The 26194-nt window shown below is 43.2% G+C and carries 29 protein-coding genes and 4 pseudogenes; 7 read left to right on the top strand and 26 right to left on the bottom strand.

Annotated features, from left to right (window positions below; genetic code table 11):
- Positions 1-346: 346 nt before the first annotated feature.
- The 3 genes from BLS16_RS05000 to BLS16_RS05010 form a co-directional block, all read right to left on the bottom strand.
- Positions 347-826, bottom strand: a complete 480-nt coding sequence (locus BLS16_RS05000) for a flavodoxin family protein (protein WP_092330711.1) — start codon at positions 824-826, stop codon at positions 347-349.
- Positions 827-981: 155 nt separating this feature from the next.
- The gene (locus tag BLS16_RS05005) at positions 982-2199 is read right to left on the bottom strand and encodes a hypothetical protein (RefSeq protein WP_092330714.1); all 1218 of its coding nucleotides are present in this window, start codon (positions 2197-2199) and stop codon (positions 982-984) included.
- A gap of 287 nt (positions 2200-2486) precedes the next feature.
- Positions 2487-2969 (bottom strand): MarR family transcriptional regulator, encoded by a 483-nt coding sequence (locus tag BLS16_RS05010; protein WP_092330717.1) that lies wholly within the window; start codon positions 2967-2969, stop codon positions 2487-2489.
- 193 nt (positions 2970-3162) lie between these two features.
- Between BLS16_RS05010 and BLS16_RS05015 the strand changes: the two genes are divergently transcribed.
- Positions 3163-3741, top strand: a complete 579-nt coding sequence (locus tag BLS16_RS05015) for a cyclase family protein (RefSeq protein ID WP_092330719.1) — start codon at positions 3163-3165, stop codon at positions 3739-3741.
- A 375-nt stretch (positions 3742-4116) separates the two neighbouring features.
- Here the strand turns inward: BLS16_RS05015 and BLS16_RS05020 are convergent.
- The 10 genes and pseudogenes from BLS16_RS05020 to BLS16_RS05065 form a co-directional block, all read right to left on the bottom strand.
- Positions 4117-4329: pseudogene (locus BLS16_RS05020) on the bottom strand (Uma2 family endonuclease); the annotation flags it as partial.
- A gap of 17 nt (positions 4330-4346) precedes the next feature.
- Positions 4347-5150, bottom strand: coding sequence for an NAD(+) diphosphatase (nudC, locus tag BLS16_RS05025; RefSeq protein WP_092330724.1), 804 nt, complete (start codon positions 5148-5150; stop codon positions 4347-4349).
- A 438-nt stretch (positions 5151-5588) separates the two neighbouring features.
- Positions 5589-6290, bottom strand: coding sequence for an RpnC/YadD family protein (locus tag BLS16_RS05030; RefSeq protein ID WP_242876197.1), 702 nt, complete (start codon positions 6288-6290; stop codon positions 5589-5591).
- A gap of 116 nt (positions 6291-6406) precedes the next feature.
- Entirely contained in the window at positions 6407-6571 is a 165-nt protein-coding gene (locus tag BLS16_RS24190; RefSeq protein WP_242876198.1) for a hypothetical protein, read from the bottom strand.
- Positions 6572-6671: 100 nt separating this feature from the next.
- A pseudogene (locus BLS16_RS24745) lies at positions 6672-6818 on the bottom strand (DUF3102 domain-containing protein); the annotation flags it as partial.
- Positions 6819-7259: 441 nt separating this feature from the next.
- Complete coding sequence (locus BLS16_RS05040; protein ID WP_092330727.1) at positions 7260-8942, bottom strand: hypothetical protein; 1683 nt, start codon at positions 8940-8942, stop codon at positions 7260-7262.
- Between the two features lie 152 nt (positions 8943-9094).
- Positions 9095-10327, bottom strand: coding sequence for a hemolysin family protein (locus tag BLS16_RS05045; protein ID WP_242876199.1), 1233 nt, complete (start codon positions 10325-10327; stop codon positions 9095-9097).
- A 374-nt stretch (positions 10328-10701) separates the two neighbouring features.
- Positions 10702-11007 (bottom strand): annotated as a pseudogene (locus BLS16_RS05050) (M48 family metalloprotease); the annotation flags it as partial.
- 28 nt (positions 11008-11035) lie between these two features.
- A complete protein-coding gene (locus BLS16_RS05055; protein ID WP_207649727.1) occupies positions 11036-11470 on the bottom strand; it encodes a MerR family transcriptional regulator in 435 nt (144 codons plus the stop codon).
- Between the two features lie 593 nt (positions 11471-12063).
- A pseudogene (locus BLS16_RS05065) lies at positions 12064-12402 on the bottom strand (DUF3102 domain-containing protein); the annotation flags it as partial.
- A 75-nt stretch (positions 12403-12477) separates the two neighbouring features.
- Here BLS16_RS05065 and BLS16_RS05070 point away from each other — a divergent pair.
- Positions 12478-12717, top strand: coding sequence for a DUF2922 domain-containing protein (locus tag BLS16_RS05070; RefSeq protein WP_092330732.1), 240 nt, complete (start codon positions 12478-12480; stop codon positions 12715-12717).
- Between the two features lie 162 nt (positions 12718-12879).
- On the opposite strand, the gene BLS16_RS05075 is transcribed toward BLS16_RS05070, so the two are convergent.
- The gene (locus BLS16_RS05075) at positions 12880-13332 is read right to left on the bottom strand and encodes a zf-HC2 domain-containing protein (RefSeq protein ID WP_092330735.1); all 453 of its coding nucleotides are present in this window, start codon (positions 13330-13332) and stop codon (positions 12880-12882) included.
- Complete coding sequence (locus BLS16_RS05080; RefSeq protein ID WP_092330737.1) at positions 13329-13817, bottom strand: RNA polymerase sigma factor; 489 nt, start codon at positions 13815-13817, stop codon at positions 13329-13331. The genes BLS16_RS05075 and BLS16_RS05080 overlap by 4 nt, the downstream gene beginning before the upstream one ends.
- A gap of 233 nt (positions 13818-14050) precedes the next feature.
- On the opposite strand from BLS16_RS05080, the gene BLS16_RS05085 reads away from it, so the two are divergent.
- From BLS16_RS05085 to BLS16_RS24750, 3 genes are read left to right on the top strand one after another with little or no spacing between them, the layout of a single operon-like run.
- On the top strand, positions 14051-14392 hold the full coding sequence (locus BLS16_RS05085; protein ID WP_092330740.1) for a nucleotidyltransferase domain-containing protein: 342 nt from the start codon (positions 14051-14053) through the stop codon (positions 14390-14392).
- On the top strand, positions 14380-14658 hold the full coding sequence (locus BLS16_RS24195; RefSeq protein WP_242876201.1) for a HEPN domain-containing protein: 279 nt from the start codon (positions 14380-14382) through the stop codon (positions 14656-14658). The genes BLS16_RS05085 and BLS16_RS24195 overlap by 13 nt, the downstream gene beginning before the upstream one ends.
- Entirely contained in the window at positions 14655-14789 is a 135-nt protein-coding gene (locus BLS16_RS24750) for a HEPN domain-containing protein (protein ID WP_345788514.1), read from the top strand. Before BLS16_RS24195 ends, BLS16_RS24750 begins: the two co-directional genes overlap by 4 nt.
- A 181-nt stretch (positions 14790-14970) precedes the next feature.
- On the opposite strand, the gene BLS16_RS05095 is transcribed toward BLS16_RS24750, so the two are convergent.
- The 10 genes from BLS16_RS05095 to BLS16_RS05140 all read right to left on the bottom strand — a co-directional run bounded on the left by BLS16_RS05095 (position 14971) and on the right by BLS16_RS05140 (position 24864).
- Positions 14971-16023: a cell wall-binding repeat-containing protein gene (locus tag BLS16_RS05095; RefSeq protein WP_242876202.1), complete on the bottom strand. Its 1053-nt coding sequence runs from the start codon at positions 16021-16023 to the stop codon at positions 14971-14973.
- 80 nt (positions 16024-16103) lie between these two features.
- A complete protein-coding gene (locus tag BLS16_RS23095; RefSeq protein ID WP_143015504.1) occupies positions 16104-17648 on the bottom strand; it encodes a hypothetical protein in 1545 nt (514 codons plus the stop codon).
- A gap of 44 nt (positions 17649-17692) precedes the next feature.
- A complete protein-coding gene (locus BLS16_RS05100; RefSeq protein WP_207649728.1) occupies positions 17693-18157 on the bottom strand; it encodes an InlB B-repeat-containing protein in 465 nt (154 codons plus the stop codon).
- A gap of 20 nt (positions 18158-18177) precedes the next feature.
- Positions 18178-19476 (bottom strand): leucine-rich repeat domain-containing protein, encoded by a 1299-nt coding sequence (locus BLS16_RS05105; RefSeq protein WP_092330745.1) that lies wholly within the window; start codon positions 19474-19476, stop codon positions 18178-18180.
- A 655-nt stretch (positions 19477-20131) separates the two neighbouring features.
- Positions 20132-21556, bottom strand: a complete 1425-nt coding sequence (locus BLS16_RS05115) for a winged helix-turn-helix domain-containing protein (RefSeq protein WP_092330750.1) — start codon at positions 21554-21556, stop codon at positions 20132-20134.
- A gap of 221 nt (positions 21557-21777) precedes the next feature.
- Positions 21778-22953, bottom strand: a complete 1176-nt coding sequence (locus tag BLS16_RS05120) for a TIGR04053 family radical SAM/SPASM domain-containing protein (protein WP_176786074.1) — start codon at positions 22951-22953, stop codon at positions 21778-21780.
- 215 nt (positions 22954-23168) lie between these two features.
- Positions 23169-23360, bottom strand: a complete 192-nt coding sequence (locus BLS16_RS05125) for a helix-turn-helix transcriptional regulator (protein WP_092330752.1) — start codon at positions 23358-23360, stop codon at positions 23169-23171.
- Positions 23361-23363: 3 nt separating this feature from the next.
- Positions 23364-23723 carry a hypothetical protein gene (locus tag BLS16_RS05130; RefSeq protein WP_092330755.1) on the bottom strand — a complete coding sequence of 120 codons (360 nt, stop codon included), beginning with the start codon at positions 23721-23723 and terminating at the stop codon, positions 23364-23366.
- Positions 23724-23922: 199 nt separating this feature from the next.
- On the bottom strand, positions 23923-24531 hold the full coding sequence (locus tag BLS16_RS05135) for a hypothetical protein (protein ID WP_092330758.1): 609 nt from the start codon (positions 24529-24531) through the stop codon (positions 23923-23925).
- A gap of 75 nt (positions 24532-24606) precedes the next feature.
- Complete coding sequence (locus BLS16_RS05140) at positions 24607-24864, bottom strand: HTH domain-containing protein (protein ID WP_242876203.1); 258 nt, start codon at positions 24862-24864, stop codon at positions 24607-24609.
- 133 nt (positions 24865-24997) lie between these two features.
- Here BLS16_RS05140 and BLS16_RS05145 point away from each other — a divergent pair, with 133 nt between their 5' ends.
- Complete coding sequence (locus tag BLS16_RS05145; RefSeq protein ID WP_092330760.1) at positions 24998-25297, top strand: hypothetical protein; 300 nt, start codon at positions 24998-25000, stop codon at positions 25295-25297.
- An 11-nt stretch (positions 25298-25308) separates the two neighbouring features.
- Entirely contained in the window at positions 25309-25734 is a 426-nt protein-coding gene (locus BLS16_RS05150; protein ID WP_282433726.1) for a GNAT family N-acetyltransferase, read from the top strand.
- A gap of 58 nt (positions 25735-25792) precedes the next feature.
- Here BLS16_RS05150 and BLS16_RS05155 read toward each other — a convergent pair whose 3' ends face one another.
- The gene (locus BLS16_RS05155) at positions 25793-26194 is read right to left on the bottom strand and encodes a cobalamin B12-binding domain-containing protein (protein WP_242876204.1); all 402 of its coding nucleotides are present in this window, start codon (positions 26192-26194) and stop codon (positions 25793-25795) included.

The following is a 26194-nucleotide window of genomic DNA, read 5'->3' on the forward strand; positions in this document are numbered from 1 at the left end:
AAAATTATTGTAATTAAGAATTATACGATTATAACTTCTCCTTGTCAAGATGAAGCAGACTATTTTTACGGTTTACTTTTTATTTTTTACATAGCTTATTTGGGATAAAGGAAAAGAAATAAAAAACAAAGGCATCCGTGGACTATCTTGGTGCCTTTGTTTTTTTCTGTGTGAAATTGTCATCATGCTCGGTTTCCCGCATCTTTCGTTTTTCAGAAATAAAGTACTGCAACTTAAAATTCGGCGGTTTTGAAATAACTATCTAGATTAGTCAGCTCAAAACTGCCGAATTTTTAATCATCCATACCTTGGCATCTACCCAATTGACCCAAAGTGACTTTTCATGTTAGTTAAACAATTCCACTGCTTTTCTAGCGATCCTTTCCCCAAATATTTTTGCTCGCTCTTTTTGACCATCATCCCCATCTTTAATGCAGACAGCTCCATAATGAATAAAAGGCTGTCCCTCAGCAACTCCTGAAGAGTAGACCAACATACCTTTTACCAACATCTCAGCAATCATGGAGATTTCCGCCACCTCTGCACCACCGCCGACATAATTTGCTGTAGCAAAAACAGCTCCCAGTTTTCCTCCGACATTTTTAGCTGTATCTAACCATTGCTTTAATTGCCCTGCAAAGGTTCCCGCAATCGTCGGCGACCCAAAGATAACTGCTTTGGCTTCGGTCAAGAAGTCATCGTCGATTGCTTCGATGGACATACTTTTGACTTCGACTTTTTCAATTTTCTTTGCACCTTCAGCTACAAGATCTGCAACCTTTTGGGTATTACCAGATTTACTGTAATATACAATAGCTATTTTCACAAAATCCCCCTCCTTTTGAACACCATTCTAACACCATTTCCATTGCTTGGAAATAGTTATTCACGAGGCATAAGCAATTCTAGCCATTATATACAAAAAGGTATTTACAGGGGCTGCAGTTATGAAGGGCTATGAACTTGGGACAGACGATTACCTCACCAAGCCCTTTGAATTGTGTCCTCAACCAGCACTTCATTATTTAGCTCTGCCAATAGTTTCGCAACTCCAACATGCCACATCTTGTCCTCGGCATATTTTGTATTTATCCAAACTATCGGATCTACCGACAATGGTCTATTTTTACTAAGAGTTGCTAGTAAATTTGCCGCGATTCGGGACGAATCCAGTATATTGGTATTATAAACTTGCCAGCTACCATAAACGTTAAATGGGTTGTTTGCGATCAGTCTAGCATTTTTAGTAGTTTTAGGAACGAAAGATTGTTCTTGGCCTGTGATTGCAAATAGTAATAAGGGATTAATATCATATTCTCGAGAAGCTTGGATTATTGCAGAAAAATAAGGTTCCCCACAAAGCAAGGACTCCCTTTTTGATAGGTACTGAATTAAACTGGCCTCATCTACTTGACTATATTGGAGTTCATACACCGGCTGCTCTTGAACGATACTTTGTTGATGAGTAATCTCTTGGGAAGCTAAAGCTTCATCATTATCCTCTTTAGCTTGTAGCCCAGCAAATATCATTTGAAGGTTATGACCATTAACGCTGTTATCTTGCCTTATAAAAAATTGAACTGAAGTTAATAAGACCATCAGTAATAACGAAACAACTAAAATTCGATATGAAATAGTCTCTTTAACGATCTTTCCTGTTAAATATTTATGAGCAGCACGAACTCTCTCAACAACAACCATGAAATTGGAGGTATCCTTTAAAGCGGTTGGATGAGAATAGTTATCAGCTTCCAGATTAATTATGTGTTTAGCGATTATGTATTCTAATTCATACTCTAACTGATTATAAGAATCAGAGACCCTTGTCAGTAATAGCTCAATATGTTTTTCTTCAACCGGATGTGAGCAATTTTTATTAAGCCAATTAATTAGTAAGGCATTAAAATTTTCCCCAGGGTCTTTTATAAATAGACAGGCCCGAAATATATCTGACCCGTTAATGTTGTAATTTCCAGTTAATACCGCCCGTTGAAGAACTTCATACTTCACTTGATCTCTAATTTCTTTATTGAAGTCCTGTACATACTTTTCAATGACTTTATCAATTGAATCAGCAAGAATTATTGCTCTCTCCTGTATACTGGCAGAAGGATATTTTTTATGAATATAATTTCTGAATAATACTATTTGATTACTTTGTAAAACTTCGAATTGTTTTAGTTCAGCTATAAATTCCATTAAGATCATCCTCTAATTAACTAAAGTTCAAAAATTCCTCTCAAATTCCCTTGAACATTTCGCTAATTTCTTGTTCCAGACATTAAGTATCAAATTTCCAAGATATAATTCCACATCTTGTCTATATTTCCTCTTAAGATAAGATTCCTCTAAATGGGACGCTGCCAGCAAAGGCATCCAGATAGCTGGCGGCTGCACTCGCCACCACCTTCTGCAATTTGCCGGAATTAGCGGTGCCTGTGGCAGATCGCGTCTACCTACACGCAGTGTATATACCTCTAATGCTTCTAAATTATTTCAGAAAGACCACTAATAAATTCAATAATTTTTTTTAATTCTTCATCAGTAAAACGATCTAGAAACAGGTTAGCCCTTTGATATAATTTTTCATGGAGTTTTTCATGAACTAAAAATACTTCTCTTCCAAGTGGAGTTAAGGAGTAAAATATTTCCTTTTTATTCCCTTCTTGACGATATATTTTTATCAGTTTCTTTTTTAGCAATTTAGAACTAATTTTTGAAATGCCACCTTTTGTTATATTCATCTTTTGTGAAATTCCAATTGCATTAATTAACGGATTTCTTTCAATACAATCAATAACATGGCACTCTGTTAACGTAATATCTGATATATTTTTATATTGCTCTTCTCCTAGTAATTCTTTAAGATATTCATTCTCGTGATTTTCCATATTAATTTTGTTTATAAAACGGTCAAAGTTTACAATAAGCTCTCTTTTCAATTTTTGTTCTCTCTCTAAGTTGTTCATAAGCTTTCTCCTTACAATGAATAGTATCGGGTATATTTAGAAAAGAAACGCTACATTTCTGTAAACTATTATCATTATACCAGATTTGAATCATTTGAAAACATCACGTTTAATGATGGTTGACAAGGAAACTATTACGAGGTATACTCATAATAGTTGACGCGGAAACTATTATATCGGAGGTAAAACAGAGATGATAATTGATTTGACTTACCCTTTACCCAAGAAAAAATTGGAGCAGTTACTGGAATTAGCGACAACAGCTAAGTATTCTGAAAAATTCGGGCACTTTGGAACTCATTTTGACTGTATGGGACATGAATTTTCAATTGATAATTGCAAAAGGAATGGAAAAATATTTGATATAAGTTCTATAAGGGAACGAGAAGTTAACCTGGAAGATATCGACATATCAAAAATTGAAGAAAACGATTTTATAATCTTCTATACAGGTATTATGGAAAAGAACGAATATGCTACGCCCGAATATATGAAAAATAATCCTGAGTTGTCTAATACACTTATTCGTTACCTGATTGATAAGAAGGTAAGTCTTATAGGTTTTGATATGGGAGGAATTAGAAAATCATCTGAACATGCAATCGCAGATCAATATTGCGCCGATAATGGTGTATTTATAATTGAAAATTTAACTAACCTGAATAAACTTATTGAATTCAAAGACAACCAATTTATTGTGTATACCTATCCAATTCTGATTGTTGGTTCGACTGGACTACCTACACGAGTGATAACAGAAATCTTTCAGTAATACAATTATTAATATCATAAAATAATGAACTCTTAGAAAGAAAAACAATGAATAGTTTAAAACAATTTTATCTGAAACTAAAATTACTGAATACAAAAAAATATTATGAGAATAGTAAAGGCTTTAGCCACACTGATTGCCTAGCAACAAATCTTCAAAATTGCAGCGATCATGACAAAGATTTTTCTGACAAATGCCCTTTTTGTAAGAAACACTGTTCCATATTTGAGCCTAGCTGTATGCGCGGAAAGGGCTATGCTAAAAGAGTTTTTGATCAAAGGCGCATATAAAAATTTGCAGGGTATTTTCATTAATGGAAAATACCCTGCTTTTATGCCTTTTTATGTCCTCAAATTACATAGTTCATTTCCAATTTCAAATCCCAGCAAATACAGGTCTTAACTCTACCCTGAAATCTGAGAAGACGGACATTTTCACTTTGTCTTCCTCTGTATACCCTTCCGGGCGACCATACCGTTTATTTTCCTGCAATATAAATACGCTTATATATTTACCGTCCGGTTCTACGATCCAATACTCCTGTACACCGGCTTTTTCATACTTGTTGAACTTGATTACCCTGTCTTGTTTGGTCGTTGCCGGCGTTACTCATTTTTTGCTAGTTCTATAAACCAATCAATTAAACTCCAGGCTATGCTTCTGGTTCCTGGTATCTGCGGAAGCTGATCCACGTCAAACCATCCGGCATTTAAGATTTCATTTTCATCAATCTTTATGTCCCCGCCAGCATATTCCGCTGTAAAGCCAACCATCAGAGAATCTGGGAAGGGCCAAGGCTGGCTGCCAAAATATCTAATATTTTTAACTTCCAGGCCAACTTCTTCTCTGACTTCTCTTTGCACACACTCTTCAAATGTTTCCCCCGGTTCTACAAAACCAGCCAAAACGCTATAGAAGTCGGCTTGAAAGCGACTCCCCTTGGCTAATAATATTTCCCGGTCTCTTGTAATCGCTACTATAATTGCCGGAGAAATCCTGGGATAGTTTACTCGCCCGCATGCTGGACAAAGCTTAGCCCTTTCATCGATTTTGTTTTCTGTCCCAGCTCCGCACTGGCTGCAGTACTGATGGGTACGATCCCAATGTAAAATCTGATAGGCTTTACCTGCTAAGAAAAACAAAGCATCCGGGATCTTGCCAAATAAACGATACAAGTTGCAAAACAACATATTTTCCGGAACAGCGATATCCGGGGTAAGTTCTGCGGCATAATAAGAACGTCCTTCCACCTGGCCCAGGAATTGACTACGAACCAGCTTCTCGCTTAATTTAAAGAAATCAAGCTCCGGTAAAGTAAATTCCAGCACTTTATCTTCGGAAATGAGAATTTTATTCCCTTTAAACAATAACCAATATGCCGTTGAATCCCTATCAACTTTGCCCAACACTATGCACCCTCTTTTCTTATGAAAAGCTATCTCTGATAAGTGTTGTCCCCTCAGAAATCACTCAACTTACCAATTTCAGCTATATTCCAACCAGTATATGGCTAACGCGAAACACAGTCTAAATATTTTAGTACTTCATAATGCACTACATCACATACCAAATTTTAATTCAACAAAATAACATGTATTCCTTCAGTTAGGAAACAAAAGTATTCAGAATATGTGGACCCCTGTAAATATGGAAGAGGCTAAAAAAGCAGCCACCGAGGCCGTTAGACCTTGGCAGCTGCTATCATTTTACGCTTATTGCCAGCCCGATTCTTAAGCTGATCTTCGATGCCTTTCCTCACTACGTACTTTTCCAGCAAAATAGCCTTTTTGGGCCTCTATACTGCTCATCGACAATGCGTTGGGATAGTTCTCCCCGACAGTACTAGTTTAGTTTGCTAGTTCTGTTTTGAGCTTCTGCACTGTTTCCAAAGACAACCCAGTTATCTTTGCAATGATGGTTGGTTCTATTCCTTCAATTAATGCGTTTCGAGCAGCTTCCAGCTTACCTTCCAACTTGCCTTCTAGCTTACCTTCTAGCTTGGCCTTTTCTGCCACAATAGGATCATACAAGGTTCTCGTCATGCTCAGCACCTCCTCGTTTAGCCTTTCATCGTTTACGTATCTGCTGTTTAAATATCTGAAGAGTTCTTCATTTGCTAAGAGCATTTTGTGCAGATCTTCTCCGTCTATTTCCTCAGCTTGAAATAGTCTAACTGCTTCATTGGATATGCTTTCAACAATCTGTTGGGCTTTTTGGATTAGCTCCCTAAGTTCTTGTTCTGTATGGTTCCTTCTATTTTTGATTGTCTCCATTTGATAGCGCAACTTAAATACCTGCAATGGCAAGAGTGGGTAGAGCCTTCGTTCTAAAATCCTCTCTTGACTGTATTCCCAGTATTTCATGACAGGTACTTGGTAGTTTACTTCCTGTCCGTCAGGAAATATCAGTCTTAGTCTTAGTTCATCTTTTATACTCAGGTTTTGTTCTATGAAGATGACCAGTTGTTTGGGTATGTAGAATACCGTTTCTTCTTGGTCTCTTTCGTATTTGGCTAGTTCTCTGGCTTTGCTGATTCCGTATTCAAACATTCTGATGACCATGCTATCATCGTTTAGAGTCTGTATTTCAATGTGATAATGATTGAATTTGTTGGCATCGCTGAGCTTAAGAAACAGGTCTCCTCTTAGTATATTATACGCATCGTCTACAAATTCATTGCTAGCGAAGCTCCCTCAGTTGCTTCTGCTACATAATTTTCCTTAAATAGACTATTTAACATGTTTACCAGCACCTTACTTGATACTGTAAATAGCAATTTCAGAATTTCGTCCAGTTTTACCCGTTCTTGATTGGCTTCCTTTTTGGGCAATCTATTCACCCACCTTCCTGTAAATATTATACTATAGGCTCCCTTCTATGACTACTCGAACAAGTTTACATAACGGGCAGAGCCTTGGGTAACTTTCCAATCAGAGCTTTTCCCGCAACGCCTTGTGGAGAAAATCATCGATCTTTTCCTTGTATATGTTATGCAGCTCCGGGTTTGTTTCGGCAAACCGGGTCATTTCATAGGCTAATTCCTTAAAGATCTTGAAGAGATTGTCATATAAAAAGGCAAAAATTTTTCTCCATCTGCCGCTTTAGTGTGTTAATCTCCGAGGCAATCACCACGGGGGTCCGGTTAGCCGCCAATTCATCCATCATTCCATCCACCCTCTCCTGCACCCGGCAAATCTTCTGTCGGTTCTACCATAGCATACGATTCGCCCGCTGAATGTGACAGCCAGCACGAGCATGTCCCAGGCTCCCGATTCAAGCATCATCGATGAAAGGGCCCAGTCCAAAGTCAGACTGCCTGCTAAAATAACACGAACCGCCAGAATTTATCATTAATTCCATCGTTTATACGCTGATTGATATAACGGGTGCTGGTGATGGAGATGATGCAACAAAAAAGCCCTCCGTTATACTCTATGGAACAACGAAGGGATGTGAACGGACCCTGCTCTATTTCACAATTGTCTGCTTAGAGCGACTATACATTACTGAATAAGTTTTTAGGGCAGCCGCTCCAGGCCAATAGCTTCCACGATCACGCCTGCCGCCGCAGTATCCGCTACCTGGATTCGCACGCGTTCTCCCGCGTTCACCAGCACAACATTTTTGCTTTCGGCCGCCGAGATCGTATAATAAGAATTATTTGAATCAAGCTTCAAATAGTAGATACTGGTGCCGTTGATGACCGCCACCCGGATGTCCTGGACCACGCCCTCGACACCGTTCGTGATACTCGGCACCTGATCGGTCAGCCCGTTCTGGTTGAGCAGGCGGATGTACTCCAGCTCGCATTCGGCCACGGTCGCGCCTGTGGCCACAATATTGTACATCTGGACGTTGACCATGGCGTACATTTTGACGAGCTGGGCGTCATCCTTGAGGGCTACGAAATAGGTCGGCTGGTCGGCGATATTTAAGAGCAGCGGGAAAGTCGCGCTGTAAGCCAGATGCTGGACCACACCCTGAGCGGAATTCATGGCCGAATACTCCTCCGCGCCGGCGCAGGGGTAATAGTGCGCTTCCTTGGTACGCTGGTTGCAAAGGATGAAGCCGACAATGCTCTTGTCTCCCGTGACCGAAGTGATCCCGGTGTAGACATAGAGATCGCCATCCTGGGCAATATAGTTGTACCCGTCCGTGGTTACGGTCACGTTCTTCTGGCCGAAGATGGAATTAACGAAGCCACCGGCATACATACCGCGGTAATCGTACTGCGTGATGATCAGTTCGGCTGAGTAGACCTGATCGACCCATTTGGGCACATCTTCATAGTAGGTGCACTCGCCGCTCACCGCGTCCACAATCACAGCGCCGTTGACATCAATCCCTCCGAAGAGCCCGATGGTCTTCTCAATCTTAGGGCAGATCCAATAAGGATGTCCGGTTTCATCAATTTCTAAGTGGGGAATAGAAAACATATAGGTCGGATAATTGAAGCGCAGGTGGCGATTAAGGTTACGGCCAAAGTGCTCAACGTCGGTATATTTGATCCCCTCTTCTACCCGCATCAGTTCAACATTCTGGGTCACCATGTCGATCAGGAGATAGGCTGGGATACCCTGGGAGCGGTTGCCGAACCATTTGAAGATATCTCCGTAGGCGAGGGTGGCGACCCGCACCGGTCGGTCTTTGTAGTTCATCTGAGTGTAGTCGTTGACCACCGTAAACTGGCTGACTAAATCAGAAAGCTCCCCGAGCTTGCGGTCGCCGAGACGCTGGGCGGAGGTTTTATCCAACATGGGGATTCGGTCGTAGGAGATTTGCTTCATGTCGGCCGCAAAGTCACCCTCCGCAACCGGCAGGATCTCGGAATAGGCTCTGGCGCGCAAAAAGACGCTGGAGATCACGCTTCCTATCAGAACTGCCGTCACCAGGGCGACGCAGATTAAGGCAGGAACGGTACAATGCTTTTTAAGCACCAGCCAAACAGATCTTATATCCATGATAGTTCTTATTTCTGCTAACTGTCTTACTGTGCCATTGGCTTTAAGGAAAATAAAACAGTAAAGAGCCAGGCAGATCACCAGGAAGAAGTAAAAATCAATGTTTTGCAGGTTGATGGCAGGCAGCGCAACGTAAAAGTAGACTGCCGCAAAAACTAAGGTGGTGATCAAGGCTCTTACATGAGGCGGCAGATTCCTAAGCGAAATATTCCTCTTCCTCTTGTTGTTGCGTTCAAACATATGAATACCTCCAAATTTTATTATCGGGGAAGCCCCCTTTACGAATTATATTTCTCTGAAAGATTGCTTGTTCCAACGGAACAGAATGCGTTGTTGTGAGAATTTCTTTCTTCTCATCCAAAACATTAAATAATTTTCCCTGTGGCGTGATCCTACTGCTTGATTTCCGTTGTGCTCTCAGCGATTTTAAGTTCGCGTGATTTTTTCATGACCTTAACCTTGGCAATTCTATACCCTATAACTTCCATAACCTCAAAGTAAAACCCATCAAAAGAGACTAGATCCCCCTTGACCGGCTTTCGACCGACCCGTGCAAACACATATCCCCCTATCGTTGAAACAGTATCTTCCTCCAGCTTGATCTCTAACATCTCTGAGACTTCTTCCAATAAAACCCGTCCGTTTAAGATATATTCATGTTCTGCCACTTTCTGAATCTGCGGTTGTTCTAGCTCAAATTCGTCATAAATTTCACCAACTAATTCTTCGAGCATATCCTCAAGCGTGACAAGCCCGGCTGAGCCACCGAATTCGTCCACAATAATGGCCATGTGGCTTCGTTGACTCCGCATTCTCTGGACAAGGTGAGAAATCGGCATTCCCTCTGGAACTGCTAGGATTTCTCTCATAATCTTAGTAATATCTTTCTCCCCCGGCGTTTCTTGTAACCGAATGATGTCTCGCATATGGATTAAGCCCAGAACATGGTCCTTATCATCATCACACAACACATAACGTGTGTGTCCGTATTTTTTTATAACTCCAAGAATCTCCTCAAACGTGTCCTGAATGAAGATACACACCATATCTTGGCGAGGTACCATTACTTCACTCGCGTTACGATCTGAAAATTCGAAGACGTTATCCAAGAGTTTACCTTCCATTTTATCTAAATAGCCATGCTTTTGACTTGCATCGACCAACATCCGCAGTTCTTCTTCACTATGGGATAAATCAGCCTCATTGGCTGGTTCAATTCCCCAAATTCGCAACACAAGGTTAGCCAAGCCATTCAGCGCCCGAATAACTGGATAACAGATCCAGTAAAAGGCTTTTAAAAAACCGGCCGTAGCAAGTGCTGTACTCTCTGCCTTTTGAATGGCTATTGACTTAGGAACAAGTTCACCTAAAACAATGTGTAATAACGAGATGATCGAAAAGGCAATTGTTATAGCAATCGTATGTGTGTAAATGGGGTTCCACCCTGCGATCCCAGCAAACAACGGTTCCAGAAGAGATGCAATGGCTGGTTCTCCAATCCAACCTAAGCCCAAGGAGGAAAGCGTGATCCCGAGCTGACAGGCAGAAAGATAGGCATCCAATTGCGAGGCAACATCCAGGGCAACTTTTGCCCTCGGTGAACCAGCCTCCGAAAGTTCTGCCAAACGGGTCTTACGTACCTAAACCAAAGAAAATTCAGCCGCCACAAATAATCCATTTAATCCAACTAACAATAATGCAATTAAAATTAATATGACACTCCAAAGACCGTCTATGATTGGTATCCTCCTTTTATTCCTGAGAAATTATGGGCTATATTCTGTGATATTTGTAGTTTGGCAAGAGAGTAATAATACATCATTCTTGGCGGCAAGGGATACCACGGTGCCTCTCACAGCAAGATAAGCAATAAGCTTAATGCGTTTTTTAGCAGGAAACATTCATAAACCAAAGCCAGGTCCAAGATGATAACCGCCAGATGTTTGTGATAACGGGTTGTTTTTCAACTATTTGAGTATATCCCCGGCTTATAGATCTTGCGACCTGTGGCAAAGGCGTTAGGTTGGTCTGAAGGCGTTACGTAGAGTTTAGGCATGGGGATGCCTGCCCTCTGAGACAGCCTTTTCACCATATCATGAAGCTCGGGCGACTCAGCCTCAGCTACCGGGTATGATCTGGTCATTTTTATAGCTATTTTGTCGCTGTAGAAATTGCTAAAGAAATTCATAGCCATGGCGATAATGAAAAACAACATCGCACCTGACTGGCCGCCAATGGCGTTGCCTAACAGCACCAGCAACATAGAAAGAGCACCCATCAAAAGCCAGACTTTAATTGTGTTCACTTAACTTTTCCTCCCCCTTATAGTTTTTTTAAATAAGAGAAGTGATTTCATTAATATACAACAATAGTGCCTGGATAAGCGTCATACTTTGCAACATTCTTTGTTTTGCCGACAGGGCAACCTGATTTGATTCCATATTAATTAACTTTGGTTGGAGCCGAATAATCTGATTCTCAAGCTGCTTCACCTGGTTCACTATTAAATCAGTATTTATCATCACACCTTCTTGTTTGACTTGGGACAGCTTGTTATCCAGGAGGGAAAGTTGTTCTTTGATTTCCTCAAGTGTAAACCTATTAGATTTCAGATCTTCGATGAACTTGAGACGAACAAGGCTTTCTTCTGAATAATACCTGTAATTACTCTCAGCACGGACAGGTTTAAGTAAGCCCATGGTGGAATAATAGTCGATCGTCCGTTTGCTGACACCCGCTAAATTGGAAATTTCACCAATTTTATACATCTTCAACCTCTCCATTAGAATCACCTCAGCAAATATTATATAACATAACCGATAAACTGTACAGTAAAACGTCCTGCTTTTCGGTTTCCGAATTATAGGGTATTAAAAAAGATTTTAAACTATGTGGACGGACGGGTCGCTGTCCCAGAAGTTAATGGTCTAAAAGGCACATTAATTGCACAATATATACAATTCGAACTGCATTTCTATTCAAAATCGTGGTCTTCAACTTGAATGGTCAGCTTTTATGCATATCTCTATTTTCGAGGAGTTGATCCGCCTGAATGACGTAATTATATAACACCTGAGCTGGCCGAAAAAATGAGAGCTTTCCTCAAAGACCTTCCGGCAGAAAAAAAGTTAAAGATGAAAGAAATGCTTCCCCTCATCGATGAGGCACAAAAACAGGCTCTGCAAAAAATAATCTTAAAATAGCACACCAGGCGAAGCAAAAACGGGCCGAAAACGCGGCCCGTTTTTGTCAGCGATGACTTGCTCTATCACAATTAAAAATGCCCTTGTAAGGGCGTCCTCCCTTCTATGACTACTCGAACAAGTTTACATAACGGGCGGAGCCATGAGTAACTTTCCGATCAGAGCTTTTCCCGCAACGCTTTGTGGAGAAAATCATCGATCTTTTCCTTGTATATGTTATGCAGCTCCGGGTTTATTCCGGCAAACCGGGTCATTTCATAGGCTAATTCCTTAAAGATCTTGAAGAGATTGTCATATAAAAAGGCGATTTTATTGGCCTCAGCCCTGCCATAGGCTTCATTCAGAGTCGCCTCCATTTGTTTAATGGCTTTGTAGCTCGTTCGCTCTTTCAGCTTCTCGTAGGAGGCTTGTTTATTTTCAATCTCCTGCTCCAATCTATTTTTCTCCAACTTTAGCTCATGGGTTTCGGCTTTCAGGCTATCCCGTTCTTCGGCCAAGATGTACTGCTGAAAAAGAATTTCCGTCTGCTGGAAGAATAAGGGGTATGACAATCAGAGAAAGGAGGCAGCCCCATGGGTATTTCAACGAATAAGATCCTTAAGATCAGCTTCGCTACGGCAGGCGGAAAAACGTTCACTCTGTCGATTCCCAATCCCCGGGAGGATTTGAGCCAAGCTGAAATTCTCACAATCATGAATAAGCTCATAACGAAAGACATTCTAATCACAACCAGCGGTGCCATCACCGGGGTCAAGGATGCGAAGGTCATTGATACCGTCATCAATGATTTACTCGACCCGCCTCAGACTTAAAAGCACCGAGTGCCCTCTGGGGCTCAAAAGGATTCCATTGGACTGCCGGCCAAGGTCTCTTGGCCTGCAGCTATCCTCTCACAGGGGGGATCCCGGCAGTTTAACCACCTGCAACAGCCGGCTTCACTACCCTTTAGGCGATGTTATTTAAGTTTAAACTTCTTAAAACTGAAGCAGATATTTCAGCAATAGATAAATACCCAGTATTGCAAAGACAATCATTGTCCCAATAGCTTTTCCTACAAAAAATCTACTCACCCTTTTATCCCCCTTCCATTTAAACTTGAATATCATTATCCCTACAAATACTGTACTTAGGAGAACCACTACTATGGGCATAAAGTTTGAAGACGTGTTTTTATTTATTGCCATGCCAATAAATGCTCCAAAGAATAATAGAACCGACGAGATAAGAAAAAGTTTTTTCTTAATTGAAACCAATACTCTTTTATCATCAACTTCTTTTTGGATTGGCAATGCCTCATGTCCAAACTCAAGTTTACAGCTTTCACAGTTTTTTAGATGTTCCGAAACTAAATTTATACTCTCTTCGCTGGCAACATTATCTTTCACAAGGGGTAACAAATCCCTTATTATCTCACAGGATACCTTCAAATCAATCCCTCCCTTTCCAAAACTGATTTAAGCCATTTTTTTGTTCTATAATCAATGACTCTTGCTGAGTTTTCCGTAATACTTATTCTCTCGGAGATTTCAAAGTAACTTATCCCATTTACACGCATATTAATTATTTTTTGTGTTCGCTCATCTTTGGTTTTTAGCAGCTCATAGACTCTATCGGCTATTTGTTTGGTAATGACCCGATCCAGGCTTCTGTCTGCCACATAGACATCTAAAAGATCATTATATTCCACCGCAGTTCTAGCTTTACGCAGGTTTTGTAGCCATAGGTGGCGGGCAATCCCAAATAGCCAAGTCTTAATAGAGGAATTGCCTTTAAAATTACCGATAGAGAATATCGCCTTAACAAAAGTCTCTGAGAGCAAATCTTCCGAAAGGGTAGGATCATGAGTCAAGCTTAACAGATAGCTATAGATATCTTGTTTATATTCAAAATACAGTGTTTCAATTTGTTTCATTAATACCCCCCTTTCATATAATGAGTCACATTCAGATAAAAAATATTACACAGTTTAACAAATTTAAGTATGCCAATTTTTCCCACACCATAAACGGCAAATAATAAGTTATCCTAATTTCCGGATAATAAAGTATTTGACACTTACTGTCATATGGTGGCGCAACGAATTGAGCAAAGCGATATTGCATGCTATAATTCGGATAGATTTAACTCTGAGTCGGGAGTGATTCAATGGCATCCCTAACTAAAACAGAACAAACGGCCTTAGACAGAACAATTAAACATATACGCGATGTTTGCAGGGATAACTTAATTTCTGTGATCCTATACGGTTCTAAAGCCCGAGGGGATTCTCAGCCTGAATCCGATATTGATATTATGATTCTGGTCCGCCATCGCGATGAAGTAGACAGAGATAAACTTTATGATTTTCTTTTACTTGACGATGTGGGTTATGACATTAATATTTCGCTCAATATTTATGAAGGGGAATACTTTAATCAGTTGTCAACAATGCACGTACCTTTTGTTAAAAATGTCCTTAAAGAAGGAGAAACATTGTGGACCGTATAGAAACCAAAGATTTGCCATTTTATCGGTTGCAATCTGCTAAAGAACGTTTAGCAGTTGCCGAGGATCTTTTTAAGCTGGAACATTACCGGGATTGTTTATCCAAGGCATACTACACCCTCTTTCAGGCGGCTAGAGCGGCTTTGGCTACATTAGAACTTGATTCGCGGAAACATTCTGGGATAATAAGTGCATTTAATATTAATTTTGTGAAGACAGGAATATTTCCAAAAGAATACGAAAGATTATCGCAAGCTCTCAGGACCTGAGATTAGCCAGTGATTATGATGATTTCTATCTTGCTAGTAAAAAAGACGCTGAAAAAACCCTTGAAGATGTTCAAATGGTAATAAAAGGTGTCGAAGACTATTTAAATTCTTACTATACCGACCTCCAATGAGACAAAGGCTTCCCTGAGAGAAAAGAATCTCGGGGAAGCCTTTGTTGATATGCTTATTCTTCCTCCTAAAAGGGAAGTTGGTTAAAAAACCTACGAATATGCATGAGAAATCTAAATTTTTTTCGTAATAAAAAGCTGGCCGAGACCTTTAGACCTTGGCTTGCAGCTATCATTTTGTATATTATTGACCAGCCAGCTTCCTAAGTTGATCTTCAATGCCCTTCCCCACTACATACTCCCCACCGAAAATAGCGGTTTTGCTTAACCCTCCGGCTTCAAGGTAAAGGATGACCTGTTCAGGCAAATTAACATCCACGAGAATGATCGGCGCCTTATGTTGTGCGGCATAGACACTACCGGCTAAAGCGTCAGGAAAATTATTGCCGGTAGCGATGCAGACGGTCTGAACTTTTGAAGGATAGCCGGAGCCGGAGTTATCGCTCAAGCTGGGCAGGAAATATTGCACCACGGCCAGCGAAGTGTCATAGCAGTTTTCTCCGCCGATCCTGATGAGATCTTCCGCCGGCAATCCACTGAGCAGCCCAGCCTCTTTTTCCACGTCCTCGCTGACTGCTCCCTGCAAACCAATAATGTAGACCTTATCCGGCTTGATTGCTTCAATTTTCTCCTTAACCACATCAGGTATCCCATTCTTCTGCACCAGGAGGATAGGATATCCTCTTTGAGCCGCTATACTGCTCACCGACAAAGCGTCGGGATATTTCTCCCCGCTGACTAAGACCACTGGGGTGCCGGTCTCAACTTGCAGCTGTCCCGCTATTTTGACGGAGGTAGCATAGCAGTCATTTCCGGCCAGCCGGATAGTTTGTTTAATGCCAGCATCCCTAAATCTGTCTGCGAAGCTTTGGTCAATAACAGCGGTGCTGCCGAGGATATACACCGTACCCTCTGTTTCCAGCTCAGCTGTGAGATAATCCAGGACTTTCTTTTGTGCGGCTTCCGAATCGCCGACTAAAAGAATGGGAGCATTGAGCCGATGGGCCAGGACACTACCTGCCAAAGCATCCGGGTAATTGCCGGCTGTGGCCAGAACGGCAGTGGATACCTTGCCAGGATAAGCCGCCCGGGCAATAGCCAGAGCAGTCTCGACTCCGTCCACTCCGGCCAGCCGGATAACGGGATCATAGACCACGGCGTAATCGCTGAAATGGGAGGTGCTGAAGACAACGGTTCCGCTGTCAGGATCATAATGTCCATTCGGTACGGTGACCACACTACCCGACCCATCGATGTACCAGACCGCGATATGCTCCGGATTAGCCAGTACTTCAGCAGTGGGCGTATATGGAATGGCTACCGTGACCGGCGCGTCCGGATTGTTCCACGCAGTCTGCTCTCCGTCCACCGACAGGGTAAGTTGGATGAGTGGTTTCCAATGGCTGTTCTGACGGTTTCCGACAAAGCGGATGGATCTCCCTGCCCGATGGTGATTTGCACCTTACTCCCATCCACATTCTTAACACCCGACAGCATATCAGCAGGCACGGTGATGCTGCCCAGATCTGTATGGAGAGTCAGCGCCCCCTGCCCGTCGAGTGATGACAAAGACTGAACGGGTATGCCGAAGGAATAGGTATCAATACCGGGCATTGACGGCAGGTTGATCACCGAGGTCCCAACCTCTAAGAAAAGATTGCCTATATCTACGACCGCACTGCCGGCAGTTTTATCAACCGTGACCGGCAGAGTAGTTTTTTTCGTGCCGTTTCCTGCCACATCCTTCACTTCCACATCTACAGTATAGTTTTGATCATCGGGAGTACTGCCGCCGCCGGAGCCGCCGCCGCCCCCCGACCTGGCTTTTACCGTCACGCTGATGGTAACATTCAAGGGAACGCTAGCTGGATTGATCACACCGCTGGGCAGACTCACAGTTCCATTCACAGTGAAGGTCTGCTCAGAGCCGGAAGACGGATTATAGGTGCTTGACGCCACATTCCAGGTCACGTCTCCGCTCACTTCTCCCCCATCGGTGACCAGTATCACAGTAGCGGGCAAGCCCAGCGCTGATGCTGTTTTCTCCGTACCGTTGGCCACGCCAGTGATAGCTGCTGTGGGTGGTGTAATACTTATTAAGGTTTTCTCTGTGGAGACCGCTGCCAAGACCGTCACACTAACGATCACGTCCAGAGAAACGCCATCCGGATTGATCACACCGCTGGGCAGGATTATAGTTCCGTTCACCATAAAAATCTGTTCATTGGTATCCGCTGGGTCGTAGGAGCTGGTACTTACGTCCCAGGTCACGTTCCCGCTCACATTACCCTCATCGGTCATCAGCGTCACAGTAGCAGGCAAGCCTAGCGCCAATGCTGTTTTTTCCGCACCGTTGGCCACACCGGTGATGGCTGACGGTGTCGTTACACTGATTAAGACTTTGTCCGTGGATACTGCTGCCAGAACCGTCACATTAATGCTCACATCCAAGAAAACCCCATCCGGGTTCACCACGCCGCTGGGCAGACTGACTGTACCATCTACGACGAAAGTCTGTTCAGCGGTATCCGCCGGATCGTAGGAACTGGAAGCTACATCCCAGGTCACGCTTCCGCTCACATTACCCTCAGCGGTAATCAGCGATACAGCAGCAGGCAAACCCAGCGCCGCAGCCGTTTTCTCCGTACCGTTGGCCACACCTGTGATGGCTGCGGGTATAGTGATACTCAGGAGCGTCTTGCTTATAGTGATGCTCAAGTCCTGTGTATCGCTGCCGGTGATATTTTCCGCCTTAAAGGCAAAATCAAAAGTCCCGCTGGCTGTAGGGACGCCAAAAATAGTGTCACCGCCTGTGAGGGTCAGACCAACCGGCAGATTGCCGCTGGCCATGGACCAGGTCATGGGCGTATCCCCTGTTGCTGCCAGGGTTTGACTGTAAGTGACACCTACCGCTCCCCCCGGGAGAGATGTTGTCGTGATGGTGGGAGCCGTGCCCCTGTCCATTTGGCGTACAATATGGTATCCTCGTTCACCCTGTCGTTATCAAAATCCCAATCGTCACTACAAGCCGCATCTTTATACCAGCCGCCGAAGAGATAGCCCGCTTGGGTCGGGTCGGTGGGTTTAGTTATTTTAACACCCGCTGCGGCTAAAAGATCCGAAACGGGAGAGCCTTCACCAACGCTGAAGGAAACCGTATATAAGGTGTGGAACGGAAAGCCCTTGGCCTGGGCATAAGTTTGCGCCGTCGAGGACTCAAAACCGTAGATACCGTCATTGGAAAGAAGCGTATATTTAAAAACGTCGTTTCCGAAAGACGTGCCGGCAGTGAAAATGACCGCCTTGCGCAGGTCGGTGCAAAACTGAAAGGCACCGTTGCCGATACCGGTTACATTGGCGGGAATGCTCACTTCAGGAAGACTGTCGCAGCCTAAAAAAGCGAAGTCGCCGATGCTTGCAGGCTGTCGGACAGAGCAATACCCGTCAGGCTGCCGCAGGCATTAAAAGTATAAGGGCCGATGACCTCAATACCCTCGGGGATAGTCATCTGTGTCACGCCGGCGCAGGCATTGAAGGCATACGAGCCGATGCTTTGAACACTGTCCGGCAGAGTAATTCGGGTCAGGGACGGGTTGCTGCAGTTGAAAAAAGCACCCTCACCGATCCGCTCTACGCTGTCCGGGATTGTGACGGCAGTCAGATGACTGGAATTGAGAAAGGCGTAGTTCCCGATTTCTGTGACGCTGTCCGGAATGGTCAGGGATCCAGAGCGCCCGGCGGGGTGGCAGATGAGGATGGTTTTAGCGGCATTGTACAGGACGCCCCCCTCACTGGTAAAGGCCGGGTTAGTTCCGGCAACTGTGATGCTGCTCAGCACGTTGCAGCCATTAAGGGCGTCTGCGCCGATGGAGGTCACGCTGGCGGGAATGGTGAGACTTTGCAGGGCCTTGCATTCGGCCAAAATACTGTCCGGTATGGCTGTGAAGCCGGGGTTGTCCGGCAGGTTAATACTGGCAAGATGCCAGCAGGCATTAAAAGCGCCGTTGCCGATGACCGTGACGGAATTGGGCAAGGTTATATTTTCAATACCTGTGCCCAGGAAGGCCATCTTCCCGATGGAAGTCAGATGGGTTAACGACACGATATTCGTTGTCTTCAGGAGGGTGTCTCCGTTGAACAGTTTTTCCGGCAGAGCGGTAAAACCGGCGTTGTCCGGCAGTCTGACCTCACTCAGCACTGAACAATTGGCTAAAGCCGAGGCCCCGATGCTTTCCAGCGTATCCGGCAGGGCAATACTCGTCAGCTCGGTGCAATTGAAAAAGGCCGAGGCCCCCATTGTGCGGAGATTGGCGGAAAGAGTCACGGAGGTCAGCTTGTTGCACCAGTAGAAGGCACTGTCTCCCACCCTCGTCACACTGTCGGGCATGACAAAGGTTTTGATATCCGAGGGAAAGAAAAGCGGGCTACTGCTCTTAAAGGCATTGGCTTCAATCGACGTTACAGCCAACGGACCGGAACCGGTCTCCAGGGAAGCCGGAAGGATCAAATCGCCGCCGGAGGGTGTAGTACATCCGGTGATGCCCAGGGTACCGTCGTCAAGAATCTTCCACTTCCATACACCGGTGGTACCGGTACCTCCCGCTGCCTGAACCGCAGCCGTCAGCACCCCCAGGGTCATGATCACAACTAAAATCAGGGCCAGAAATTTGGATTTCCATCGCTGCTTCATCGTTCTCTCTCCTACCTTTTTCAAAAATAATCTGTTCCAAGAGGTTAACCTGTTCCTGCCGTTGCCTCAAAAATCAGCTCGACAGAGTTTTCACAGAGTTTACTCTATGGATGGGACAGCCTAATTTATAGAAAATGGTAGCATAGAGCGGCCCGGCGCACATCGTACCAAAGTACTGCAAATAAGGCGCAGCCAGATGTACAGCACAAATGATGGACAAAGAAAACCTGGTTGACGACCGCTGAAGATTCCGCAAAGCCTGCCTGGGTCGTACCGTCCCCCAAAGTCCTACTCCCACTCCCAACAAGCCAACCGGAGGAGCGCTATTCTGCTAAGCGGATGCGTCAGTGGAGCCGCGCTAAGGTGAGCGCCGACGGTTCGCGTCCCCGTAGCGCGCCGCAGGGACTAGTCCATGGATGGACTGATGCCGCGGTGCCCGAAGACACTGTCTTCGCACGTATTAGCCTTCTTGCAGGATGGCAAGGAGCGGCGCACATGCAGAAATACTCGGAGGTTCGGACGCGCTCGCGAACCGTCCAGCGAGCCAGGGGCGGAACTCGCAGACGCGTGCTGAATAGCGCTCCCCCCAGAGCCAAGCAGAAAAACCGTCCCTTTGTCCACTCTAATATGTACAATTTGTCCTTATTACAATATATTAGGAGACGTTAGGAGGGATGACCATGGAACCCGTATTAAATGCATTGGCCTCAGCCATGGTGCTTAAGGTACGGCTGTAGGCGCTCCATTCAGGGCTGGAGACAGCTTGACGCTTAACTTGGATATCCTTCATTCTGTTCAGCCATTGCCGAGACAAGTCGAATCTGCCGTTTTCCGCATAATACAGGACATAAATGACGGCAATCTTAAAGCTGTTCCTGCGGTATCCTTCCGGCAGACGTTCGATCCAGGACAGTAGCCTGCCGAAATCATTTTTATCGATAATGTCGTCACTCTGGTGTTCCATCAGTTCAAAGGCTTCTCCGTAAAAGCCGCCGTTGAGAAAATGTTCAATGGCTTCCGGCATCCGACCTTGGGCCTGGAACCAGCAGCCTGCTCTTCTGTGCAGGCAGGGTATCTCATGGGGAGCTGTCTCTCTAAGCAGCTTATGCAGAAAGCTTTTAAACAGGTGGTGGTATTGATAGGTTTGATCCTGCCTGGCTAAAGCGTTCAGGAAGCCGCTTCCCTCACTGATTTCCTCCAAAAGGCTTGCACTGCTCACCTCTCCCGTGACTGCCTCACACAAAGCTGGGGAGAGGGTATCCAAAAGGCATGTTTTGAGGGCAAAGGCCCGTCGCTCGGGCATCCAGGTACTGAGAACCTCGTCATGGAGATACTCTTCAATATCCCGGCTGGATTGGGGCAGGGCGGCAAGAGCGTTATCCCCGCCGGCATTTTCCATGGACATGGCCACAGCTACCATTGCCGCGGCCCACCCTTCCGTATAGCTCTCCACCTTTTTCAGCTCATCCTCTGGGAGGCTATAGCCCCTGGCCTGGTAAAAGCGGGAAATTTCTTCTTCCTGAAAACGCAGATCTTGTTCCCCCAACCGCTGAGCCTGCCACTTGATCCGCTGCCTGGCCAGATCCAGTTCCAGCTCTCTCCGGCTGATCAAAATCAGGTGCATTTTGGCAGGCAGATAGTCCATCAGATAGGATAGGCCTTTCAAAATCGAGGGCTCGCTGATTTCATGGAGATCATCCAAGACCAGCAAAAAATCTGTTGGAGCCTCCGCCAAGCGGTCGATGAGGATGTTGAGGTGGATATGGGCCTTGACCATTTCCGAGGAGGCCCACACATATTCAGTGTCTTTGGCGATGCCGCCGACTATTTTGTCCAGGGCAGCACAGACATAACGCCAAAAGGTCACGGGCTGATTGTCTCCCCCGTCCAGGGACAGCCAGGCCCAAGGCAGGTCGCATTTACCCAGCCATTCCAGGACGGCGGTGGTTTTTCCGGAACCTGCCGGGGCGGTGACCAGGGTCAGATGGCATTCCAGGACGCGCCGAAATTTCCTTTGCAGTTGTTCTCGGCTGATAATCCTTTGAATCACAATCGGTGCCTGAAGTTTGGCTTTCAGCAATGCTCTGCCCCCTTTCCATCCCTGCCTTTGAGCTTTGTGCTTTATCAATTATCATCTCTGATGTGAAATACTTCCTTTATTATATAGTACCTGTGTCAAATATTGAACGTTAAAAAGCATCTGCCTTTATTCAGCAGATGCTCTAATAATTTTGCCACTGGGCGCTGGTAGGGATGGAACAAAAAACGCCCACAAAAATCGCAGGCGTTCACAATATAATTCTATTTCTTTCTCATCTTCTCTGGAGTATACACGCAGAATGGCTCTGAGGCCATATAGTTTCCAGTTGCGCCGTAGGCACGTGCTCTTGATCCACCACAAACTTTGTTGTACTCACAGATACCACATTTACCTTCGTACTTATCTGGTGAACGCAAGTCTTTTAAAATAGGGCTTTCGCGGTAGATGTCGCGCAGTCTATTTTCCTTAACGTTGCCAACTACTAAAGGTAAAAATCCACTTGGTGTAACATCACCAGTGTGTGATACGAAGATGAAACCATTTCCATCGTTAACTGCTTTTGGTGCTCTTGCCAGACCGTCAATGAACTGAGCCATGTCACGTGTCTTAGTACCTTCGAACGTGATTTCCTCACCTATAGTACCGTTTTCCTTAGCACGTTGTTGGAATACAACACGACGATAGTGCTGACCGGCAGTTGTTTTTATATCATAAGGCGCATTTTTACTTAACTCGTAAAGCCACTTGAATACTTCTTCGTGCTCAGCAGCTGTTATGCAATCATCCATTGAAGCACGTCCAGTTGGAATCATCATTAAAATGTACCAAACCGACGTCTTCAACTCTTTCATCAATTCCGCCATTTGCTCAAGTTGGTGTAAGTTTGCTTTGTTAATGCAAGTATTGATTTGGTGAGAAATACCAATTTCGTTTAAATATTTAAGTTTCTCGATTGTTAAATCAAACGTTCCCTCGATTCCACGAAAAGCATCGTGGGTCTTAGCATCTCCACCGTCAATTGAGAAACTCCAACGAGAAATCCCAACATCTTTCGCCATGTCCATGCGCTCTTTTGTTACTTCAACTGTAGCACTTGGGCTCATCGAAACACGCATTCCTTTTTTAATAGCGTAGTCTGCTAATTCAAAAAGGTCTTTTCGAAGCATGCAGTCCCCACCAGTGAAAACTAGCATCGGGTTGTCCATTTCGTAGATTTCATCGATTAGCGCGATACCTTGCTCGTGGGATAACTCCTCTGGGTGCGGATCAGGTTGCGCATCTGCACGACAGTGTTGGCACTTAAGCCCACATGCACGAGTAGTTTCCCAGATTACGATGAACGGGTTCTTATTGTAGTCAACGTTCATTCCTGGGTGCCCACCTGGATGACCACCTTTACCCTGCGGATGTTCTCCCATTTTCATTTTATTTTCCATCTCAAATCACTCAATCCATTTTAGTTTTCTAAATATAGATTTTACACAGAAATCTGACGAAAGTCCATTGACGGACTTGCCGCAGTTACTCCTTGAGTCCGATACGAAAATTACGATAAAAACTGCTATGTGGGAAATGCTAGCCTCCTCATACCAGAACAGTATTAAGAATTTGTGGAAGCTACCTTGTTACGCTATTAATGACTACCTAGAAGTTACTCTAATATAAACAATTCTTCTACTGTCGTATCCAATAACCTGGCCATTTTCATAGCCAATTCCAGCGTAGGATTGTATTTATCGTTTTCTATGGCAACTATTGTTTGCCTTGAAACATTTAATAGCACAGCTATGTCTTCTTGTCGCAAACCTTTGTTTTTCCTTAATTGTTTGATTTTATTCTTCATTTTTTAAATTCCAGAAACGATTAACCAAGCGCCAATCGAAACAATAATCGTACTAATAATTGCACCTACTATGATAATTTTCAAAAGTGGATTATCGTCTTTATACTCATCATCGTCTTTTACAATTCTTTTTTGCAGCACGAGTTGTGAGAAAATTTGAACCAAACTTGTAGTAACTAATAAAAAACTTGGTGCTGAATTGATAGATGTGTATTGTGTATACGCTTTAAAAGATTCATAGAAAGACCACGCTGCTAAAGCCAATAAAACATAAATCAAAGCATTTCGTTGTGCGCTAAGTGCAATATTTTTTTCCATTTCATCCATTTTGTGAAAGCCTACTTTTGAGAAAAATGATTTCATAGTGCACCTCCTAATGTAAAGAGTTCTTTACATTTAGTGTATCATGAAAGTGTAAATTGTCAAGAACCTTTTACATTAGTAATCTTTAGTTCGCAAATCAGTTAAAGATAAAGCAAAAACTCAGTTTACACGAGTTTTTGCTTTTTTTATATCCACCGAGTTATTTGACGCTTATGGGTTGAACTACAATGATAGGTACCTAAACTAATTTTATCTGCTTTGTTTCAAGTAAGTCTTCAATTGCGTTGGTTACAGCTAGGCCACCACAACGAAGTAAAAAGGTATAACCTTCATCATCTAGTTTTAATTGTTCACTCAGAGTTTTTAGTGTACCACCAGTAATCGTAAATCTCGCAATTTCTCGTATGATATAACCGGCAAGTAATCTTTTACGGCATTGAGGCGTATGCTCCCAAAGATTATCTATATCTTCTTTTATCTCATCGGTTTTACAGTCTACCTCTTTTTTATTTTCAGCTCCAGTCATCGATATAAACTCTTTTAATTCTTTAGCGAATTTCTCCAAGACTAGTTTTCGTCCTTCTTCATTCTCCCACTTTAATCTGCCTTTTCCACTGGCTAGTTTAAGAGCTTTTTCCAGATTATCCAGGGAAACCAATATATTATGACGAACTTGCAAAGAAGCTAGTGCTAAACAAGCTAATTCATCTTCCATGTAGTTTTTAAAAATAGACACGGTTTCACATAGAGCTTCCTCTCTGGATAGTCCTTTACTGAGGAACTCTCTGAACTGGTCTTTAATATTTGAAGCGATTTCGTTATCGAAAATGCCATATCCCCAAATCATAACTTACCTCCTTGTAAGAACAATATCTATATTATGCTTAAATTCTCTATAAAATACCAATCAAGATATGAGTATTTATTTCTTGAAAAGATAATGCAACATCATACTAGCGGTTGCTAACTTAAATTTTTTCTCATAGTCAATCGAAGTAGTATCTTTCATGAATTTTTCAATATCTTGTTTTTCTAGTCCAGCATAAAGCGATAAAGCTTCCATTTCAAGTCCGAAAATTTGTATAAGTAAATCAATAACACTCTTAATTCGCTCATCCTCGTTAAAAGTTTTTATTCCCTCGGTCAAGAAAATAGTTAAAATGGTTTTTGCCGAAACCATGGAAGCATGACGAACTTTTTATGTCTATGACAGCGGGACATGTTCAATAAGGATTGAACTATATAATTACCATATATAATTAATTTGTGCTTCTTTGGGTAGAATTAATATAAACTCAAGGAGGTAATTTTAAATGAAGATTATTAAAAATGACTTGAAAGAAATTAGGGAAAAACTCATTTGTGAGCATTTGTTAAACCTTAATGAGAATAACGATACATTTGCAGTTGAATTGGATAATCTTGATGTAAGGATTTATTCAACGTCTGAAAATGACGACGCAATTATTTATTTGAAAAAGGAGTTTTTTCACAGAAGTACGTGTGAATCTGTCGAGCTTTATAGTCCTCTGATTATTTCTTACGACCTTAATGAAAGGTATCGACTAATATTCAATGCGGATGATACATTTACTATCAAGACATTGGATTAATAGTTATATTAATCTTATTTCCAACATTTACTGATGATCAAATTCATGATTGGATACTAACTCAATTATCCTACTACAAGCAAGACAACGCTGGCTATTTTGCTGCTATTGAGAAAACAACCGGGGCATTTGTGGGCCAGATGGGTCTCCATCGCTGTGAATTCAATCAGCAAAGTATTTTTGAAGTTTGTTACATGCTCAAGCACCGGTACTGGCACTTTGGCTATGCTTTAGAGGGTGTCCGGGCACTGACAAATTATGCTTTTAGGGAAATAAGTTTGCCTGAGGTCTATGCCCAGATCAAAACAAATAACGCCCCTTCCATAGCTGTTGCTGAATCCGCAGGCTTTGAAAAAAAGACAACCTTTATTAAGCATTATAACGGAAAAAACATGGAGCATTTCCTCTACGCAAAAACAAAAGAGTGTCTGCCTTAATACTCAGTTCCTTGAATAGAGATATAAACACTGCTTTACATCTGTAATGGCTGGATCATCATAAAATATTAGCCGCATTTTTTATGACAGTTACTAATTCATCCCTTTTCGTGCCGCTAACGCAAACATCATAAAAACCCATGTCCTTAAGAATTTTAACATCATTCGGCGGAATGACTCCACCAATGACAAAGGCCATAGTTTTAGCAAGGCCTTTTTGTCTGGCTAATTCCAAAAGGTGTTTGCCTGTACGCAAATGAGCTCCCGATAGTGAGCTGACGCCAATAATTTGTACATCTTCTTCCATGGCTGCTTTGAGGGCATTTTCTGCAGTGGTGTTGCCCATATAGACTACTTCCATACCTTCTTCTTTTAAAATCGTACTCACGACGATGATTCCGCGATTATGCGTCTCGGGTCCGAGACAACACATTAAAACTTTAATTCTTTTAGCTTCCAA

This window comes from Desulfosporosinus hippei DSM 8344 (assembly GCF_900100785.1).
Classification (GTDB): domain Bacteria; phylum Bacillota; class Desulfitobacteriia; order Desulfitobacteriales; family Desulfitobacteriaceae; genus Desulfosporosinus; species Desulfosporosinus hippei.